The organism is Candidatus Thiodiazotropha sp. AKAK3 (assembly GCF_058244645.1).
This window is the reverse complement of the sequence record NZ_JBSYOQ010000034.1, coordinates 170,643-189,977: the sequence shown is the minus strand read 5'-3', so window position 1 is coordinate 189,977 and position 19,335 is coordinate 170,643. Positions and strand designations below refer to the sequence as shown.

General features: G+C 49.4%; 18 protein-coding genes. 9 read left to right on the top strand and 9 right to left on the bottom strand.

Going from position 1 to position 19,335, the window contains the following annotated elements:
* The 3 genes from AC4IE7_RS06245 to AC4IE7_RS06235 all read right to left on the bottom strand — a co-directional run bounded on the left by AC4IE7_RS06245 (position 1) and on the right by AC4IE7_RS06235 (position 2,781).
* Entirely contained in the window at positions 1 to 1,212 is a 1,212-nt protein-coding gene (locus tag AC4IE7_RS06245) for an HDOD domain-containing protein (protein WP_490775953.1), read from the bottom strand.
* Between the two features lie 202 nt (positions 1,213 to 1,414).
* Complete coding sequence (locus tag AC4IE7_RS06240; RefSeq protein ID WP_490775952.1) at positions 1,415 to 1,858, bottom strand: NfeD family protein; 444 nt, start codon at positions 1,856 to 1,858, stop codon at positions 1,415 to 1,417.
* On the bottom strand, positions 1,855 to 2,781 hold the full coding sequence (locus AC4IE7_RS06235) for an SPFH domain-containing protein (protein WP_490775951.1): 927 nt from the start codon (positions 2,779 to 2,781) through the stop codon (positions 1,855 to 1,857). Before AC4IE7_RS06235 ends, AC4IE7_RS06240 begins: the two co-directional genes overlap by 4 nt.
* Positions 2,782 to 3,209: 428 nt before the next feature.
* On the opposite strand from AC4IE7_RS06235, the gene AC4IE7_RS06230 reads away from it, so the two are divergent.
* From AC4IE7_RS06230 to AC4IE7_RS06210, 5 genes are all read left to right on the top strand, one after another.
* Positions 3,210 to 3,911, top strand: a complete 702-nt coding sequence (locus tag AC4IE7_RS06230) for a PP-loop family protein (RefSeq protein WP_490775950.1) — start codon at positions 3,210 to 3,212, stop codon at positions 3,909 to 3,911.
* Entirely contained in the window at positions 3,908 to 4,366 is a 459-nt protein-coding gene (locus AC4IE7_RS06225; RefSeq protein WP_490775949.1) for a CBS domain-containing protein, read from the top strand. Before AC4IE7_RS06230 ends, AC4IE7_RS06225 begins: the two co-directional genes overlap by 4 nt.
* Before the next feature lie 11 nt (positions 4,367 to 4,377).
* A complete protein-coding gene (locus tag AC4IE7_RS06220; RefSeq protein WP_490775948.1) occupies positions 4,378 to 5,691 on the top strand; it encodes an ArsB/NhaD family transporter in 1,314 nt (437 codons plus the stop codon).
* Between the two features lie 392 nt (positions 5,692 to 6,083).
* Positions 6,084 to 6,293, top strand: coding sequence for a hypothetical protein (locus tag AC4IE7_RS06215; protein WP_490775947.1), 210 nt, complete (start codon positions 6,084 to 6,086; stop codon positions 6,291 to 6,293).
* Between the two features lie 3 nt (positions 6,294 to 6,296).
* Entirely contained in the window at positions 6,297 to 6,806 is a 510-nt protein-coding gene (locus tag AC4IE7_RS06210; protein WP_490775946.1) for a hypothetical protein, read from the top strand.
* A gap of 330 nt (positions 6,807 to 7,136) precedes the next feature.
* Here the strand turns inward: AC4IE7_RS06210 and prlC are convergent, their stop codons facing one another.
* The 4 genes from prlC to AC4IE7_RS06190 all read right to left on the bottom strand — a co-directional run bounded on the left by prlC (position 7,137) and on the right by AC4IE7_RS06190 (position 11,573).
* Entirely contained in the window at positions 7,137 to 9,167 is a 2,031-nt protein-coding gene (prlC, locus tag AC4IE7_RS06205) for an oligopeptidase A (RefSeq protein ID WP_490775945.1), read from the bottom strand.
* 265 nt (positions 9,168 to 9,432) lie between these two features.
* Positions 9,433 to 9,978 carry a CNP1-like family protein gene (locus tag AC4IE7_RS06200; RefSeq protein WP_490775944.1) on the bottom strand — a complete coding sequence of 182 codons (546 nt, stop codon included), beginning with the start codon at positions 9,976 to 9,978 and terminating at the stop codon, positions 9,433 to 9,435.
* A 78-nt stretch (positions 9,979 to 10,056) separates the two neighbouring features.
* A complete protein-coding gene (locus AC4IE7_RS06195; protein WP_490775943.1) occupies positions 10,057 to 11,004 on the bottom strand; it encodes a GIDE domain-containing protein in 948 nt (315 codons plus the stop codon).
* On the bottom strand, positions 11,001 to 11,573 hold the full coding sequence (locus tag AC4IE7_RS06190; RefSeq protein ID WP_490775942.1) for a LemA family protein: 573 nt from the start codon (positions 11,571 to 11,573) through the stop codon (positions 11,001 to 11,003). Before AC4IE7_RS06190 ends, AC4IE7_RS06195 begins: the two co-directional genes overlap by 4 nt.
* A gap of 23 nt (positions 11,574 to 11,596) precedes the next feature.
* Here AC4IE7_RS06190 and AC4IE7_RS06185 point away from each other — a divergent pair, with 23 nt between their 5' ends.
* The gene (locus AC4IE7_RS06185) at positions 11,597 to 12,127 is read left to right on the top strand and encodes a gamma carbonic anhydrase family protein (RefSeq protein WP_490775941.1); all 531 of its coding nucleotides are present in this window, start codon (positions 11,597 to 11,599) and stop codon (positions 12,125 to 12,127) included.
* A 169-nt stretch (positions 12,128 to 12,296) separates the two neighbouring features.
* Here the strand turns inward: AC4IE7_RS06185 and AC4IE7_RS06180 are convergent, their stop codons facing one another.
* On the bottom strand, positions 12,297 to 12,977 hold the full coding sequence (locus tag AC4IE7_RS06180; RefSeq protein WP_490775940.1) for a GGDEF domain-containing protein: 681 nt from the start codon (positions 12,975 to 12,977) through the stop codon (positions 12,297 to 12,299).
* Positions 12,978 to 13,130: 153 nt separating this feature from the next.
* Here AC4IE7_RS06180 and AC4IE7_RS06175 point away from each other — a divergent pair, with 153 nt between their 5' ends.
* Positions 13,131 to 14,597, top strand: coding sequence for an ATP-binding protein (locus AC4IE7_RS06175; RefSeq protein ID WP_490775939.1), 1,467 nt, complete (start codon positions 13,131 to 13,133; stop codon positions 14,595 to 14,597).
* Positions 14,598 to 14,764: 167 nt separating this feature from the next.
* Positions 14,765 to 15,454 carry a response regulator gene (locus tag AC4IE7_RS06170; protein WP_490775938.1) on the top strand — a complete coding sequence of 230 codons (690 nt, stop codon included), beginning with the start codon at positions 14,765 to 14,767 and terminating at the stop codon, positions 15,452 to 15,454.
* Here the strand turns inward: AC4IE7_RS06170 and AC4IE7_RS06165 are convergent.
* The gene (locus AC4IE7_RS06165) at positions 15,448 to 17,226 is read right to left on the bottom strand and encodes an Lcl domain-containing protein (RefSeq protein ID WP_490775937.1); all 1,779 of its coding nucleotides are present in this window, start codon (positions 17,224 to 17,226) and stop codon (positions 15,448 to 15,450) included. The two genes, AC4IE7_RS06170 and AC4IE7_RS06165, sit on opposite strands and share 7 nt — an antisense overlap.
* Before the next feature lie 476 nt (positions 17,227 to 17,702).
* Here AC4IE7_RS06165 and AC4IE7_RS06160 point away from each other — a divergent pair, with 476 nt between their 5' ends.
* Positions 17,703 to 19,316 carry an Lcl C-terminal domain-containing protein gene (locus AC4IE7_RS06160; RefSeq protein ID WP_490775936.1) on the top strand — a complete coding sequence of 538 codons (1,614 nt, stop codon included), beginning with the start codon at positions 17,703 to 17,705 and terminating at the stop codon, positions 19,314 to 19,316.
* Positions 19,317 to 19,335 lie beyond the last annotated feature (19 nt).

The following is a 19,335-nucleotide window of genomic DNA, read 5'->3' as shown; positions in this document are numbered from 1 at the left end:
TCAGGTGGTTTGTCCATCAAGGTACTCCTGAGCAATATTAATCCAGCGTCCAAACGTATCATCACCCAAGAGGTTTTGAAGGTGTTGAGGATCGTAGTATTGTCGATCTTCGTCTTCACTTAGCCAGTGACTGAACAGGTTGGCGGCATACACCAGAAGGCAGTCATAGCGTTGCAGTGATTGATTTTCATGACTGTGATGGTGAGCCACTGCCTCTACCGCGGAAAAGGGCAAACCCCAAAGCCCTATGAGATAGGCGCCAATACCTGCATGGTGGCACCATAAGGCATCTGCTTCAGCCTCGAATAGGGGTATATTCTGTTGCAGTGACTGCTCGAAAATTCGACTGTATTCCTCGCTGTTCTGCGAAGCTAATAGTAGTTTCCCCAGATCATGCAGCATGCCGGCCATTACTGGGATCTCCAGTTCCTGCCGCTTCAATCCTATTGCCAGCCCCAAGTGTCGAACCAGCCCGGAGACCAACTGACTATGTTGCCATAGAGTTTCCAGCTTAAAGGTGTCGATGGTGGATTGATCAAGTCGGGAGAAGATGCCGGCGCCAAGGGCCAGATTGGTGACCGTCTCAATGCCCAATAGCGATACCGCATGTTGAGCTGAGCCAATCTGCTGTGGCAATCCAAAAAAAGCGGAGTTGACCATTTGCAGTAATTTGGTCGACATGCCGATGTCCTGGGAGACAATATCGCCAATGTCAGCGAGTGAGGTATTCTCTGATTGTAAGGCTTCGATTATTTGCTGGTAGCTCTGAGGCAGACTGGGGAGTGTGCCTAAGCTATTGATCATCTCAGCCATAGCCGGGTTATTCAGCAGGCTGCGAAGTAGCAGTACTTGTTCAAGGGTATTGATCAGGGTCTGTGAGTCACAGGGCTTGGCAATAAACTGGTGGGCATGTTGGACAACTTCCTGGGCGGGTGTCCGTAGTGCCTGACCTGAAAAAAGCAGGCGTGTGGTGCTGGGAAACTTAGACTGAACCTCTTTCAATAAAGAGGAACCCTCCATGCCATTTAGCTGGGTTTCGCTGACAATGATGTCAATGGGGTATTGCTGCAGTAGCTCTAAAGCGCTAGGGGCATCTGCACGATAGTATATTTGCCACATCTCCTTATGGGTGCGTAAGGTTCGCTTGAGTGCTTGCAGTTGGTTGGGGTCACTGTCGACGAAGAGGATATTATTGGTGTGAGGTATATTCATAGTGGGTAATACCGATCTACGTCCAGCAGATAATGGGCTCTACAGTAGATTCTTGAGGGCCTTCGACGTCATGTCTCCTGGCGGGATATCTATCTCTGGTTCTGATGTCTGTTTTCAAGCAGTTCATTCTTGTTCTGATTTATTTACGCTTAACTTATTAGTGTAGTACCTGCGCCGACATTTGTGGCAAAGTCATGGCTATTTAAAGCCGCTCTACCAACAAAACCACACCATGTACACCGACTACTTTGACTTTAGTTCCTGTGGGGCAGTCTTCACCGTGTATCTTCCAGGTGCTATCGTCGACTTTTATCTTACCCTCGCCATTGATGATCGGTTCTTGTAGAGAGAAGACCCGCTCGATGTACTGTTCACCACGTCGATTCAGGTGGGGGCTGTCGGTCTCAATTGGCCGATGGTGGAGAAAGGTTCGTGCAAGCACAATTGTGACTACACTGAACAGTGCAAAGCTAAGTAGTTGAAATTGCCAGCTAAGCTCAGGAATCATTACCAGCACTAGACCGGTTATCCCGGCTGATAGGCCCATCCAGAGTAAAAAGGCGCCGGGTGAAAAGACCTCTAGAGTCATCAGAACAACCGCCAGGATAAACCAGTGCCAATAGTCGAGCTGAGACAGCCAGGTCATGAAGTCGCTCCAGGATGGTTCTTATCGAAGGCGTGTTTGGCGAGTTCGCCGATACCTGCTATTGATCCAATCAGGCTCGAAGCTTCCAGAGGCATCATAATTACCTTCTGATTCTCTGCCGATGCGACCTGTTGTAGCGCTTCAGTATATTTCAGAGCAACAAAGTAGTTGATCGCATTCACATCGCCCTTGGCAATCGCTTCAGAAACCAGGGTTGTTGCCTTGCCTTCAGCGGCAGCCAGTCGCTCCCTTGCTTCCGCTTCACGGAAAGCCGCCTCTTTTTCACCTTCTGCTTCGAGAATTGCTGCCTGCTTTTCACCCTCAGCCTTAAGGATTGCTGCTTGACGCAGCCCCTCCGCCTCAAGGATCGCAGCACGTTTCTCACGTTCCGCTTTCATCTGTCTGGCCATGGCATCCACCAGGTCTCTTGGCGGGGAGATGTCTTTGATCTCGATGCGGGTCACTTTCACGCCCCAGGGCGTGGTGGCGTCATCCACCACCGTCAGCAGCTGGGTGTTGATCTTGTCTCTCTGGGAGAGTAGTTCATCCAGATCCATTGAACCCATTACGGTACGAATATTAGTCATGGTCAGGTTGAGAATGGCGCCATACAGATTATTGACTTCATAAGCAGCCTGGGAAGCATCCAGCACCTGGAAAAAAATCACCCCATCCACAGTGACCATGGCGTTGTCTTTGGTTATTACCTCCTGTGAGGGTACGTCGAGTACCTGTTCCATCATGTTCATCTTATTCCCGACCTGATCGATGACCGGAACAATCAGATTCAGACCGGGACGCAGGGTTTTGGTGTAGCGTCCAAAGCGCTCCACTGTGTACTCATTACCCTGGGGCACCCTTTTGGCACCTAAAGCGACAAGAACTACGGCAAGGATTAAAACAGCCAGAACAAAAATATCCATATAGGTATCCCCTTGATGTTAAAGGTTAGTGATTCAGCGGCTCAGTATTGCTATTGCTATAGTTCTGCGGATAGCCCTATACCATTTTATGATTATTATGTAGCAAATTTCCTGGATCAATTGGAAAAGCGTACCTGTATTTAAAAAATGCACAACCGTTTGATGATGATATATTCATTATTTTCTGATTTTTTACCATCAACTTACTGAAAGGCAAATATATATTGGATTTGCTGAGAATATCTTCTAGCAGCTCTATTCATCTTGCCTGAAGCTGTAAATTCAGAGTTAGGCTTATCTCTGATTAGTAGCATTCCCGCCGCCACACCTGATGCGGCGAATGTCCTCTATTCACAGACGTTGGTGGATAGAAGGCTTCGTGTCAAAATGCCAATATGAATGATTGCATCAAGCCCCCAAAGTCAATAATGCGCAAGGTCGGAAAGGCGATTGCTGATTACGATATGATCCGGGAGGGTGATCGTATTCTGCTCGGTGTTTCCGGTGGAAAAGACTCACTCACCCTGCTACAGGTTTTGTCGCATCTAAAGCGCTACGCCCCAGTTAGTTTCGAATTGGGCGTGATCACGGTTGACCCTGAAGTGGAAGGGTTCGATCCAGCACCGCTTAAATCCTACTATGATAGTTTAGGCGTGCCCTGGATCTATGCAGAACAACCGATTATGGAAGAGGCCCGGGAGAATATGTCGGGGGACTCTTTTTGTGCCTACTGTGCACGGATGAAGCGGGGCATTATGTACACTACATGCCGCAAACAGAACTATAATGTGCTGGCGCTGGCTCAACATTTGGATGATCTTGCTGAGAGCCTGATGATGTCCATTTTTCATGGCGGACAGATGCGCACCATGAAAGCGCACTATCTTAATGATGCGGGGGATATCCGTATTATCAGGCCATTGGTCTATTGCCGAGAGAGTCAAACTGGAGCGTTTGCTGTAGAAGCGGAATTGCCAATCATCCCCGATAGCTGTCCAGCCTGCTTTACCAAGCCGACCCAACGAGAATACATGAAACAGCTTCTGGCCCGAGAAGAGCGGAATAATCGCCACCTATTCGCCAATATGCTGCATGCCATGAAACCTTTGATGGATGAAACGCCGAGATGAAAATTAAACATGTTTCGATACCGACCAAGGTTGCCCGTCCGGGGATGAGTGTTGGTGAGGTGATGCAGGAGTGTGTCGCAAAGCGAATTCCAGGCATACCCTATGTGGATCAGCATGGCCTGATCAGCGGGCGCTTTTCTGTGAGACATATGTTTCGGGTCTGCTGTATTCCTGACGATATTATTCATGGCGCCCATCTTCTTGGAGATGATGTGGAGCATCTGGATTTCCCGCACATAAAAGCGGATGAACTGATGGCTAAAACTGTGGATGATTTCATCTTTCCGGATGCGGTTCGTCTGTCACCAAATTTTCAGGCAATCAAAGCACTGGCAATCATGGAGCAATATGCCACGGAATATCTCTTCGTCACTGAGGGTGATGATTACCAGGGGGTCGTAACACGTTTGAGTATTGCTGAAGCGATCTTAACCAGAGAGTGCTGCATAGAATAGGGCCAGTTAGAATGCTTGAGCAGATTACGACAGAAATGTGGACCGCTGCAGCGCTTCTCGTAGGGGCCTATATACTGATTTTCACGGAGATACTGCATCGTACCACCGCCGCCATGCTGGGGGCAGTGACAATGATCGGGGTGGGTATGTGGATGGGATTCTACAGCCAGGAAGAGGCGCTGTTGGCTGTAGATGGAAATACCATCCTGTTGCTCGCTGCGATGATGATGCTGGTGGCCATGCTGCGACCTACCGGCGCATTCGATTACGCGGCAGTACATATCACCCGTTGGGCGAAGGGAAATCCGAAATTACTGCTGATCTATCTCAGCCTGGCAGTAAGTCTGATTAGTATGATCCTGGACAATGTCACGACAGTGATTGTGTTCGCGCCGCTGACGGTTTTGATTTGTCGTCTATTGAAAATCAATCCGATGCCCTATCTGATGGCAGAGGCTATGTTGTCAAATATCGGTGGTGCAGCAACCCTGGTTGGTGATCCGCCCAACCTCATGATCGGCAGTGCGGCCAATATCAGTTTTAACTCATTTCTGATTCATATGGGATTTCCAGTACTGGTAGCCTGGGTAGGGACCGTTGCGCTGATGTTATTTCTGTTTCGCGATGAGTTGACTATTGGGGGGCAGGATCCCAAAACCCTGGTTGATACTCATGCTATCAAGGATGCAGAGGGCTTAAAGCGGGTACTTTTCTCCCTCAGCATTGTGGTCGTACTTTTCTTTATTCACCACAATTTGCATGTCATGCCGGCATACGCATCGTTTATTGGTCTTTGTGTGGCCCTGCTGTTGATGAAGCCCGATATGGAGCAGATATTTGGTACGGTCAATTGGTCGGTGCTGTTCTTCTTTGCCGGTCTATTCATGATCGTTGGCGGTGTTGAGGCCAGTGGTCTTTTAAACCTGCTGGGCAATGAGTTGGCGATACTCGCCAAAGATCCGGCGATGTTGCTTATCACCGGTCTGCTATTGATGTGGGTTGCGGCTATTCTGAGCGCGGTGGTGGATAATATTCCGTTCACTGTCACCATGATTCCCATAATCCTGGGGCTGGAGAGCAGCGGTGTGAATATTGCGCCACTCTGGTGGGCCTTGGCGCTTGGGGTTGGCCTTGGCGGTAATGGTACTCACCTTGGGGCGACAGCCAATATCATCGCCGTCAGTGAATCTGAGAAGAGTGGCATGCCAGAGGCCAGAATTACTCCGGTAGTGTGGATGCGCAAAGGCATTCCAGTGATGTTTCTCGGTCTGATTCTTTCCAGTCTGGTCTATGGGCTGTTTTTTGGTCTTTTCACCACAGCTTAAGGCTCATTATTAACCCGGCCATTAATAGCAGTGCAATACGCGACATGAATTTGTCGACCTGCTGAGGTAACTCAGCAGCGTTGCCACAAGCGCACACTTCACGCTGCCCAACTGATCTTTTTAGGTTGAATCAGCTTATCCTTGAATAATCCCCCAATTTCCTCGTCTGTTTAAATGGAAGATAAATCTTGATTGTTTTGCTTGGTATTTCTATAGCTTAAGTAACGTTGAGCACTATCGAGTTGTGGTAGTGACAAAGTGAGATCTACCCGAACAGGGCACAAGCAATTAATAGAGGTGCCCTTGACTAACATTAAATCTGGGAATGAGCGACAAATTCGCTATCTCTTGTAGAACGAGGTAATTCCAGAAAAACAGAGGCATACACCACTATGAATATCAGAACCACTATGGATCCAGTGACACTTCACGAGGTAAACAATCCCGAAGAGCATCCCTGTTTGTATGAAGGAGATGGTGAAAATGGGGTTGAGATCTATTTTGAGAGCGAAGAGACGAAAAAGATCTATATGGATATGGAGCTTGAGGACCACAAGATAGTTTGTGGAAATGATACGGATGACTACGTTGCTGAGGGATAAGTGATGATCTTAAGACGCATCTATTTGCTGGTGCCTTCCCGCACCCAAGCAGAAGAGGTTGTAAGAGACTTGATGCTGGAACGGATTAATCGACAACATATTCATACGGTTGCAAAGCCGGATATAGACATTGAGGGACTACCAGAGGCGACAGTCAGACAGCGCAGTGGATTTGCTGCGCAACTTGAGAGTTGGTTCTGGGATATGAACCTGTTGATTTTTTTTGTTGCCTTTTTATTCCTGTTTTTCTCCCTTTGGACATCTGAGTGGTTGTTGATGCTTGGGTGCCTGGGGGTGATGGCGGTCACCCTGGCGCTGGGTTATAGCTTTGCCAGCAAGGTACACCAGGCCCATCTCAATGACTTTGAGGTCTGTCTGCGACATGGAGAGATCCTGCTGCTGATTGATGTTCCCCGTTGGCGGGTATCAGGGGTTGAGCGTGCTATTCGACAAAAACATCCCGAGGTTGATCTAGGTGGTGTTGGTTGGGGTATCGATGCACTGGGCATCTGATTTACCAACCAGAGGGTGACGCTTAGCGTCACCCGTTTTTTTTCAAAGTTGCTGATACTATTAACCCGGCGACCAAGTATGTCGTCTTCAGGCTTGAAACCCCTAACAATATGATTTTTAAAAAGTCAGGCCGAAGTGCGTCTGCCTGCAGGCTGCGTTATCAAAACTTGCTGTAGGAGTGCTACAGCGGCGTTTTGATGCCTTGCCGCAGGCAGGCACACTTCGGCTGAAGAGAACATACTTAGTCGCCGGATTAAAAAACCAGACTAGAAGTGCTGTTTACTCCTCTGAGTGTTTAACAGGGTGCTCTTCTGCCATGTCAGAGCTTGTTCAGCCTTCGATGCCACTATGTCGCAACAGGGGCTCGATCTGAGGCTCTCTGCCCCGGAAAGCTATAAACAGATCCATCGCATCCTTTGATCCTCCCTGTTCCAGAACTTCCTCAAGGAATGACTGCCCTGCATTCTGGTTGAATATGCCTTCATCCTCGAATCTTGAAAAGGCATCGGCAGAGAGCACTTCAGCCCACTTGTAGCTGTAATATCCTGCGGCGTATCCACCAGCGAAGATGTGTGAGAAGCCGTGTGGAAACCTGTTCCAGGATGGGGGTGTGATTACCGAAACCTGTTGACGAACCTGCTCAAGTATCTCGTAAATTCGACCACCTTTGGACGGGTCATACTCCTGGTGGATGCGAAAGTCGAATAGTGAGAACTCCAATTGGCGAACCATCTGCATCGCTGACTGAAAATTTTTGGCGCCATGCATCCGTTGAAAAAGCTCATCCGGTATTGGCTCACCAGTGTCGACATGTCCTGAGATGAGGTTGAGCGCCTCTTTCTCCCAACACCAGTTCTCCATGAACTGACTGGGTAGTTCTACGGCATCCCAAGCAACGCCATTGATTCCTGCAACTGAGGGATAGTCGATACGGGTCAGCATATGGTGCAGACCATGACCGAACTCATGAAACAGGGTCAGTACCTCGTCATGGGTAAACAGTGCCGGTTGGTCACCAACTGGGGGTGAAAAGTTGCAGGTCAGGTAGGCAACAGGGATCTGATCCATGGTGTCGCTGAAGAAACGGGTTGCACAATCATCCATCCAGGCGCCACCTCGTTTTTTGGGGCGGGCATACAGATCGAGATAGAACTGTCCCCGGAGTTGATTCTGCCGATCCCTGATCTCGTAGAAGCGGACGTCGGGGTGCCAGGTATCGACATTTTCAACTGCCTGGATGTGGATGCCGTAGAGGCGCTCCACTACAGCAAACATACCAGGCACCACCCGTGTTTCAGGAAAATAGGGCTTTAGCTCTTCCTGGCTGATGTTGTGGCGGTGCTGGCGAAGTTTTTCTGAGTAGTAACCGATATCCCAGGCTTCTAATTTCTCAACGCCGTAAGTCTCTTTGGCGAATTGAGTCAGCTGAGTGAGTTCCGCTTCCGCCTGGGGTCTGGAGCGGCGAGCCAGATCAGTCAGAAAGGCCACCACTTCGTCTGTTCGACGGGCCATTTTGCGCGCCAGCGATCGCTCGGCATAGTTGTCGAAGCCAAGTAGCTGGGCCTGTTCGTGGCGTAACTCAAGGATCTGGTCCATCACCTCGGTGTTGTCCCACTCTCCGGCATGTGGGCCAGAATCTGATGCCCGGGTTGAGTAGGCTTCATAGGCTTCACGCCGCAGTTCCCGTTGATCTGCGTAGGTCATAACCGGGAAGTAAGAGGGAAATTCCAGAGTCAGCAGCCAGCCTTGCTGCTCCCTCTGTTCTGCAGTCTGCTTTGCCAGAGCCATTGCGGATTCGGGGAGTCCAGCCAATTGTTCTGGATCGGTAATGAGTTTGCTCCAGGCATTGGTTGCATCGAGCAGGTTCTCTTCAAACTTGGTAGTCAACTTGGAGAGCGTCTGGGTGATCTCTTTGTAGCGCTGTTTTTTCTCTTCGGCTAGATCAACCCCCGAAAGACGAAACTCCAATAGTGCATTCTCCAGCATCTTTCTCTGAGCGCTATCCAGATCGGCTTGCTCTGCCACCTGTTTATAGGCGTCACACAGCTGGCTGTTTTGTCCTACCTCTGTTGCATATTCGCTGAGCTTGGGCAGGCAGGCATTATAGACCTCGCGCAGGGGCTCACTATTGACTACAGAGTTCATATGGCTGACAGGAGACCAGGCCCGGCTGAGCCTGTCTTCGGCGATTTCCAGCGGTTCAATGAATGTTTTCCAGGTAGGGTTAGGGATTGTGTTGAGCAATCGCTCCATGGTTTCACGGTTTTCCTGCAAAAGCGTGTCGATAGCCGCTTCCACCATATCGGGCTTAATTCGACTGAAGGCGGGAAGTCCGGGCATCTCTAACAGGGCGTTTGTCATGATTGGGTTTCCTGGATTGTTGTTATCTAATCTGTTTAATCAGCTATTGATCAATTCAGAGGTTGATTAAGGTTTGAGCAATTTAAATGGTAATTCTGCATGCCTATCTCAAGCAGATGGGGGCAGAAGGTGGGAAAATAAAGAGAGCATCTTATTGATCCCTTCTACTCCTCTTCCATGAGGTTTTTTACAAAGTCTCTGATGTGCTGTTGATCAGTTGAATTAACTCAGCTCATTTCGCCAGCATGGCTAATAAGGTGGAGGGTTAATGGTTGCTACCTACCGACTTATTGTTTCTCATCGCCTCCAATACTTTGTCCACTGGATTGGGCTTGCCGTGCTGAAGATTGCAGAGTAAATCGTCATACAGTGCTGCACGGTAGTCAGTGGACTCATCCTTGGGGATCGCCTCCCAGATCATACCCGGAGCAGGGCTGAGGCTGTCCCGGTCCCCATAGGCGTAAACTTTATAGAGACGCTCCCCGCATCGAAATCCCTCGTAGGAACTGTTGGATGCACCAGACTGAGAGCGGATAACCAGAGTGAAACGTATCGCGCCATCAGCGTCATGCTGAATGGAACCGCGCTCTAGAAAGTAGCGAAATCGAGTTTCGTTTGCCGCAACTCTAAACTCCTCAAGGTCATCAGGGTTAATATTTTGAGGTACCTGAACCTCATTCTCGAGCCATTTCTTCTCTGGTTCGTCATATTCCGGATCGGGCAAAGGGTCATCCAATAGGATGTCCCGTGCCATGAGCGGGGTGGTCAACAAAGCTGTCGCAAGCAGCAACCATATGTATTTCAGGGCCATCAACACTTTTCCTGTAGAGATTTTTAGGGAATTCAGATCTGTATTTTCCCACCTTAAGGGCTTGTGGGCTAGGGATGGTTAAACCAACCTTACTGTGATAAACCAAGCTGTTCCTGTGCCTACAATGAAAAATGCCGCTAGAGTGAAAAATGAGTAATAGCGGAATCTTCTCACCAGATCAAACTCCTCTTTGGTGGAGATCAGCAGAGGGCGTCGATTTGACCCGGTAGAGCTTAGGGTGTGTATGGGCTGCTGATCTTCTTGCATCTGTTCCCTGGTGATCTCCCCTTTGGCGGCCTGGCGAGCCGATTCCCACTCATTGAGGTCGATTTGTCCATCTCTATTCCGGTCGAAACGCTCCAGCAGGCTGGCATGGTCGCTTTTCCACTGGCGCAGACGATCCTTGAGCATATCGTCACGCATCGCTTTTCTATCAATCTCCCCTAGAGAACTGAATAGACCTATGGCATACAGTGGGTCACCAGGCAAGATCATCTCTTCGGTATAACGATAATCTCCATCGAAGGTGGTATTGACTGAAATCTGCAGCCCGAAACGGTTGAAATGGCTATGGGTTGTGCCGGCCCCCCTGTCCGGCCCGGCGCTGGGTGTTGCATTGGGGCCGTACCAGATGCTGCGTTCACTTGGCGTGATGCTGGCACCTTCCGGGTCGAGTATGCATTCGCCTGTAGCATCCCGAATCAGGAACAGAGCGTTACTCTTTTCAGAGCGTATGTTGCGCCACCCCTTGTCACTCTTTCGCTCTATCTTGTAGCGCCACCAGCAACAATTACTTGCGCTAAGGGGTGAAATGACCGGCTCACCCCGCATCATATCGGCTTCACCGATCAGCTCAACATAGCCCTGGGGGGCTGAGCGTATACGCGAGGTTGGCGTATCCTCGATCAGGCGGGCTCTGTGGAGGTGGTAGAATGAAAAATAGAGCGCTGCTAAAGAGAGGAGTGTCAGCAAGGCGCTCCAGAGTAGAAAAGCGCCTGTCCCCATATTGATAATGTCTTGAATCAACTAAATAACTTTTCCATGTTTACATCAGTTTTCTCAGCTTCATCAAACTCCAGGAAGACCGCAGGCTTGAAGGAGAAGCGGTTGGCAAGAATGACATCGGGAAATTGCTCAATGCGTACATTGTTGCTGTTTACACTGTCATTATAAAACTCACGTCGATCTGCGATACTGTTTTCCAGGCCGGTGATTCGACTCTGTAGATGTAAAAAGGTCTCGTTGGCCTTCAGATCCGGATAGTTCTCAGCGACTGCGAACAGATTCCCCAGACCGAGCCGGAGTTGCCCTTCAGCTGCTCCGATAGCGCCCACATCGCCTTGCCTCATGGCGTTATTGACTGCAGCTCTGGCATTCATCACCTTCTCAAGGGTCTCCTGCTCGAATTTCATGTATTGTTTACAGGTTTCGACCAGTTTGGGCAGTTCATCGTGGCGCTGTTTCAACAACACATCGATATTGGCCCAGGCTTTTGTGACATCATGTTTCAGGCGTACCAGGTTGTTGTATATCATGATGCCGTATATCAGGATAACTACGGCAGCCCCAATTATTACAAAGAGTACAATTTCCATCGATTCAGGAACCTCTAAAAGCTATGAACAACATTCGCCCATTTGAATCCCATCAACCCGAAGTCGCAGATGACGCCTGGGTGGATGACACAGCTGTGATTATCGGCGATGTCCATATTGCTCCACAAGTCTCCATTTGGCCAATGAGTGTGATCAGGGGAGATGTGCATAAAATCGAAATAGGCGCCAGAAGCAACATCCAGGATGGTTCTGTAATGCATGTCTCGCATGACAGTTATTATCTGCCTGGCGGTCGGCCATTGACCATAGGTGAGGGGGTGACTGTGGGGCATAAAGTATTGTTGCATGGGTGTGAGATCGCCAGTAATTGCTTCATTGGCATGGATTCGACCATTCTTGATGGCGCGATCCTGGAGGAGGGGGTAATGCTGGGCGCCGGATCTCTGGTGCCGCAAGGGCGCACGCTGGAGGGAGGGTACCTCTGGTTGGGGCGGCCGGCACGACGGGTCAGAGTATTGACTGAGAAGGAAAAAGAGATAATCAGCTACACTGCAGAACACTATGTGCGATTGGCAGAGCGGCATCGTGGGTAAGTCTAAGTGGTATAGCAGTTATCAAGTTCAGGTTACAGAAGTGGTAAGAGAGTACGAAAAGAGATAATTACAGGAGTGGGAGGCTTAGGAAATTGTGAGGGACGATAATACTTATCCCGTTAGATAGGTGTATGCCCACTAGCAACTGTCTATTGCTGGGTTTAGGCCCTTATGGGGCACAGCAAATCCTGTTGCGTCCTGCTCTTTTTGCCCTGTATAACGCCTTGTCAGCTCGTGTAAACAGGGTGGCATCACTTTCATCTGGTGTGAGTTCAGCAATGCCGCATGAGATGGTTGCGTTCACTTTGTCACACTCTAATTCAAAATTACATTGTGCTATCTCTTGGCGGAGATGATCAGCCAATTCTATGGCGCTCTCCTTACTGCAGTCTGATAACAGTACGGCGAACTCCTCACCGCCGATGCGAGCGACGAAATCTGATAGACGCAAGCGCTGGCTGATCTTGTTTGCAATACAGGAAATTACCCGATCACCCATCCAGTGACCATACTGGTCATTGATCGACTTGAAGTGGTCTATATCCCAGATAAGCAGACAAAGCTTTTTGTTTTCTCGAATACAGCGTGCCCTGTCTTGCGGCAGACGAGTTTGATAGGCACGACGATTGGGTATGCCGGTCAGAGCATCAATATTGGCTTGCTGACGCTCTCTGTGCAGGTCCTGGCGGAGCATTGAGACCTCTGTTTCCAAATGTGTTACACGCTCTCGAAGCTGGCTGATCTCTGAATCGATGTGGATTGTATCCTGGCTTGGATTCCTGGGTTGGGAGTCTGGGCACTGCACTGGTTCATGGGTTCCGTTTTTATTCAACTGAGTGGCATGCAACATGAGATTATCCCTATTTAAGATTTTTGATTTCGTAGTTCCATGCTCATAATCCTATGAGGTGAAAATGGAGAAATGTTGTGAAGATTGAGGAGAAAATGTGAATTTAGGTCAGCGGTGTAGAAAGCTTGAAGAGTCTCATAGATACTTTTTCTTATGAGAATCGGCATAACAGGCAAAATGGTCCTGATACTCCTGGCTACCAGTATCCTCCTGGTTGGCGCCATGGCCATAGCGATGCAGTGGAGCTTTCAGAAGGGTTTTCTCGACTATTTGACCGAAGCAGAACTATCGAGGCTGGACGACACAGTAGTTAAGCTCTCCAATGCCTATCGTCGAGAAGGGTCCTGGGAGTTTATACGGGGACGCCACCGAGTGTGGGTAAAGTTTTTGCCACACCAACTGGATGATCAAGCCAGTCTGTTGTCTGTGCCGCCTCCACCACTACTCAACGGTGGAAGAGCGCCCATGCCTGCAGAGGCACGACCATCGATACCACGGCAGTTTAACAGGCGCACACTACCACTTCCGCCAGGTGATCGTTCTGGTCTGAGTACCCGTCTCAGCTTACTGGATGAGTTTAGAGATAATCTGATCGGGCCACCTGATAACTCGGGTAAAGCGTTTGTTCGTCCGATAGAGCTTGATGGCGAAGTGGTTGGCTGGTTGAGTCTGACTCCGCAGCTCATTCCGAGTTCAGATCTGGACAAAAGCTTCAGGGATGAACAACTTAATGCGATCTATCCGATTGCTGTGGGTGCGTTGCTGTTAGCGCTGATTATGGGTATTCCTCTTGGTCGCTACCTATTGATCCCTGTAAAGGATGTGGCCATGGGGGTACATGCCCTTGCTAAAGGTCGCTTCGAAACTCAGCTCAAACCCAGAAGTAAGGATGAGCTGGGTCAACTGGTGCTCGATTTCAACGTACTGGCTGAAGCGCTACAGCGTAACGAATTACTGCGCCGGCAGGGTATGGCGGATATTTCCCATGAGTTACGCACACCGCTTGCTCTGCTGCGGGGTGAGGTCGAGGCAATGCAGGATGGTATCCGCCCCGCTGATCAGGCCCAGCTCACTAAACTGCATGACACGATTATGCAGTTCAATCGCATGGTGGATGACCTCTACGACCTTGCGCTGACCGATGCGGGCGCCTTGAATTATCGTAAGGAGGCTTTGAATCTGGGTGATGTGTTGCGCGACTCATCTGTTTCAGCCGAGCATCAGATAGAGCAGAATAACCTTAGTCTGAATTGTGAGATTCCACAGAGATTGAATGTTTTTGGTGATGCCAGACGCCTGCGGCAGGTGGTGGACAATCTGCTCAAGAACAGTCGGCGCTATACTGATCCTGGAGGGGTGATTAACCTCACCGCGTGGCAGGTATCCAAAAAGGTCTATTTTAAGGTTGAAGATAGTACCCCTGGAGTGGATAACGACACCCTGAGTCGATTATTCGACCGCTTCTATCGGGCTGAAGGATCGAGAAACCGAGCAGGTGGTGGCGCAGGTTTGGGGCTGGCGATCTGTCGCAATATCATTGATGCTCACCAGGGTGTTATCAGCGCTAAACCCTCGCCTTTGGGTGGGCTGCAGATAGTAGTAAGCCTGCCACAGGCCTGAATAGCGTATAAAGGCTGGTGATGATTGTGTTGATAGGTTCCTCCCCCTTCACCTTGTACGGCTAATACTTTTCATGACTCAATCCACACTCGACATGAGAAACCAAGTAAGATTAACCAGATAACATGAAAGCAGTTGTGAAAAATATTCGGGTAGAGCAGGCAAGCATGAGTAGACCGAAACAGATACTGATTGTTGAGGATGAGGTGGGGCTCGCCGAACTGCTGCGTGACTACCTCAAAGATGCTGGTTACGAAACGCAAATGCTTCATGAAGGCACGGGTGTGGTGTCATGGGTAAATGATCATTCACCTGATCTGATCCTGCTTGATCTGATGTTGCCAGGGATGAATGGCCTGGATATCTGCAAAGAGATACGTGTTTATTCCAATGTGCCCATTATCATTACCACCGCGAGAGTCGAGGAGATAGATCGTCTGCTGGGCCTGGAACTGGGCGCCGACGACTATGTCTGCAAGCCCTATAGTCCGAGAGAGGTCGTGGCCCGTGTTAAAACCGTACTGCGCCGGGTAGTCCCTGTTACCGCAGAATCTCCCGCCTCCCATGCCGGGATTGTGCTTGACGAGGCGCGCTTCCAGGTAATGATTCTTGATCAGCCAATGGAGCTGACCCCAGTTGAGTTCCGCCTGCTGAAGACCATGCTGGCGCAGCCGGGCAGGGTGTTCTCAAGGTCGCATCTGATGGATAACCTCTACACTGATCAACGTGTGGTCAGTGACCGTACGGTAGATACCCACATCAAGAATCTGCGCAAGAAGCTGGAGGCTCAGCTTCCTGATCAGGAGATCATTTTCTCGATCTATGGGGTTGGCTATAAGCTGGAGTTGCCTCACTGAAACCGCGGGTCAAAAGGGGGCGCGCCAGGAGGCGGCCCTTTCGGGGCTTCATCCTCAGTAAGGTAGCCATCGTTATTTGTGTCGTGGAAACCGAAGCGATCCTTGGGGCCATCAAACTCACTTCGAGAGACACGTCCATCTCTGTCCCGATCGAGCCGTTCAACAAATCCTGTGGTAAAAGCTCTATTGAGTCTATTATCTGAGCCTGGTTGATGTTCCCTTGGATTGGGTTGATTTTGGCGGCTGGATTGGTTGCGATCCTGCGACCTGACATTAGTGGGTGCAAGCGGTGCTTCATCTGCGGTTAGATAGCCATCACCACTGGTGTCATGGAAGTCGAAGCGATCTGCGGGGCCATCAAACTCTTTTCGAGATACACGTCCGTCACCATCTTTGTCGAGACGTTGCACAAAGTGATGGGAGAAATCTAGTGGTGCGTTTTGGTCAAGCCGAGGCTGCTCCTCGCTGCTTTCCTGGTCAAAATCCTGTGATCTTTCCCCGGCAAGTATCACCCGATAGGGATAGGCGTCGTAATCGATATCACTGGCAGCTTCTGCTTGTTGTGTTGCCCCCTGCCGCACCACCCTTACATAGTTGTTGACACGGACAGCATCACCTTGCGGGCCTCTGCCCATCCTCGCCTTGCCTGTTTTCGGGTCACTGCGCTGGGCGCCAGCGCCATGAACATCCATGATCCGGCCTTGCATTCTTCCCAGGGCCTGACCAAAGGCGATATAGACTGCGTTGCTGCCGGGTCGTACACCGTCCAGGTGAGTGGTGGAGGTCCAGTAGGAGGGGTAGTCCTTTTCTCCTGCCTCATTGATGATCGATGTTGTTTTGAAAAGTGGGTTGATAGCGGCTGATTTGCTGGTGTCTGGGGAGCGAGAATAATCCACGATATAGTGCAGTTCCTTGGTGTTGGGAAGACGCCAGTCGTTGTGTCCTGCCAGCTTGAGGTTCTCAGCGTAGCTCAATGCCTCCTGCCAGTTCATACCCTCCGCACTATCCATTCGGGACCATTGAAGCCCTGTGGTTTGGTCGGTGATTGTGCCATCACCATTATCGTTAAAGCGGTTGATTCCATAAGGTGTGCCTCGAACATAGCGCACATAGAATTTCTTGCGTTCCCAGTGAGAGCCGAGTTGCTTGTAACCATAACCTTTGATGCGTCCATCGGCGAAATTGACCCCGAAAACTGTCTCCATATTATCCATGGTGGTAGAGACATACTGGGTGGTCGATAACCATTGTGCATCGATATATCGCTCCCCTTGTAAGCCATAAAGAAAGTCGAAGTAGTCGGTGTTGATAAAAGGGATGGCATCAGATGGAGCAACGTCCATACTATTTTTTTTGTCGGGTGTTCCGGTATAGCCTCGGAAATCGATTAGTGAATAGAGTTCCTTGATAGTGGGTAGACGCCAGTCTTTATGCCCACCGAGGCTCATTTGCATAGCCTTATTTTTCGCCTCTTCCAGGCCGAGCTTTATAGGAGAAACCCCTTTTGACCACTGTAGTCCAGTATTCAGGTCGGTGACGGTGCCGTCCCTGTTGTCACGATATGCCGGTGGATGGCTCTGGTATTGCGCATCCTGACCAAAGAAGGGTTGCCCAAGTGTAGGGCAGCGTATGGCCCTGGCCTGGTTGTAACAGCGGATTTGCCCTGTATCTGGAATCTGTACAGCAGATCTTGCCTCCTGTGCCGGTAAGGCCAGGATGAGTGTCAAAAGAGTGGTAACGGGTAGAAGCCGGTTTAGTGAACAAGTGCTCATATGTTTACTCGATTGTTAATGCAACCAGGAACTTGCCAATGATAATGAATTATCTCCGAGGAAAGCTCATTAAATGTGACTTATAGGAAAGTTTAGTGAATAACTGTGGAGCGACTATGGTGAAAATATGAAGATACTCAGGAGCTGTTGTTCCAGCACTATGTTCACACTATTCACTATTAACCCGGCGACTAAGTATGTTGTCTTCAGCCGAAGTGTGCCTGCCTTCGAGCCGCGCCCCGAAGGAAGTGCCTTTGGGGTGCGCCTTGATCAAGGGCAGGCTTGAAACCCTGAAGACGACATACTTAGTCGCCGGGTTAATATAAGTGCAGAGAATCTTCACGTTTCCTCCATGATTCCTCCACTTTGTTTGGCTTAAATTGAAGGTAGCTCTGAATAAGTCAATCACCGACAAAATATTTAAGCTCGACCTATTCAGGATGAGAGTCTCAAGTTAACCTGTTGTGGAGAGTGTCATGTCAATTTTTAAAATAGTGTGTGTGGCAGGGATCTCGCTTTGCCTTGTGCTGACGGGGTGTGGAGGTGGTGGTTCAGGCGATAGTAGCGAAGATATCATTGATAGCGGTGATGGTACTGACACTAGTGGAGATGAAGAGACCGATAGCAGTGGTGATGATACTGATGGCAGTGATGGTAATGTATTGTACTACAGTATTGGCGGTACGGTTTCCGGTTTGATTGGTAGTGGCTTGGTTTTGCAGAACAATACAGGTGATGATCTCTCCATCGATAGTGATGGAGATTTTACATTCAGCACAACCTTGGCTGATGAGACTGTTTATGAGATATCTGTTGCGACTCAACCCAGTTTTCCGAACGGATATTGCAATATCTTAAATGGCAGCGGCACACTGTCTGGAAATGCGATCACCAACATTGAGATAATTTGTACCGGAGGACGTTACACGATTGTCGATACCAATCAAAGCCTGTGTTATGACTCCTCGACTGGTGTAGAGACGGTCTGCTCTGGAGTCGGTTATGATGCTGACTACAGTGGTCACCAGCCAGACTACACTTTGAGTGAGGACGGTAACAGTGTATTTGATCATGTTACCGGATTGATCTGGACTCAGAGCGCCGATCTGGATGGGAGTGGCGTGATTGATGTGGATGATAAGTTGACCCAACCTGAGGCGGCTAGCTACTGTTCTGGGCTGACTGAAGGTGGTTACGAGTGGCGCTTACCGTCGATTAAAGAGCTCTATTCATTGATGGACTTCACCGGTGGTGATCCCAGTGCCTATACAGGTAGCGACACATCCCGGTTAATCCCATTTATCGATAACACTATCTTCGCGCCGGGATTTGGTGATACCAGTGCTGGTGAGCGCATCATTGATGGCCAATACGCAACAACTACAATTTATCTCTCACCCGAAGGTACAATGGGAGGCAATGACACTATGTTTGGTGTCAATTTTGTGGATGGCCGGATTAAGGGCTACCCGTATAACTTCCCAAGTAACAATTCTAAGACTTTTTATCTGTTCTGTGTGAGTGGTAACGATCATTACGGCATCAACGATTTTGTCGATAACAGTGATGGTACAATCAGTGATAACGCAACTGGTCTGATGTGGGAGACGAATGACTATCGATCTTCAAATTTTGAGGATGCGATCAACTATTGCGAATCGAACACTACGGCTGGTTGGAGTGATTGGCGTCTGCCTGACATCAAGGAGCTACAGAGTATCGTCGACTATGAGCTTGCTCCAGATTACAGCGGAAGCGCCGCCATAGATCCTCTATTCAATGCTACTTCATTTACAAACGAAGGCGGTGAGGAGGATTGGGGTGCCTATTGGGCATCTACTACCCATGCTACCTCTGAGGGGATGGGTTTTTCCGCAACCTATCTCTCCTTTGGACGGTCTCTTGGTTACTTCAATAGTGAGGTTGTTGATGTACATGGTGCGGGGGCTCAGCGAAGTAACCACAAGTCAGATATCACTTTTCAAGCTGACGGTAGTGCCAATGAGGGGTTTGGTACTTTTTATTATCATGGGCCTCAGGGTGACATTTTACGGCTTGATAATATGGTCAGGTGTGTGCGAATACCTTAGATCGTATATGAATCGATAT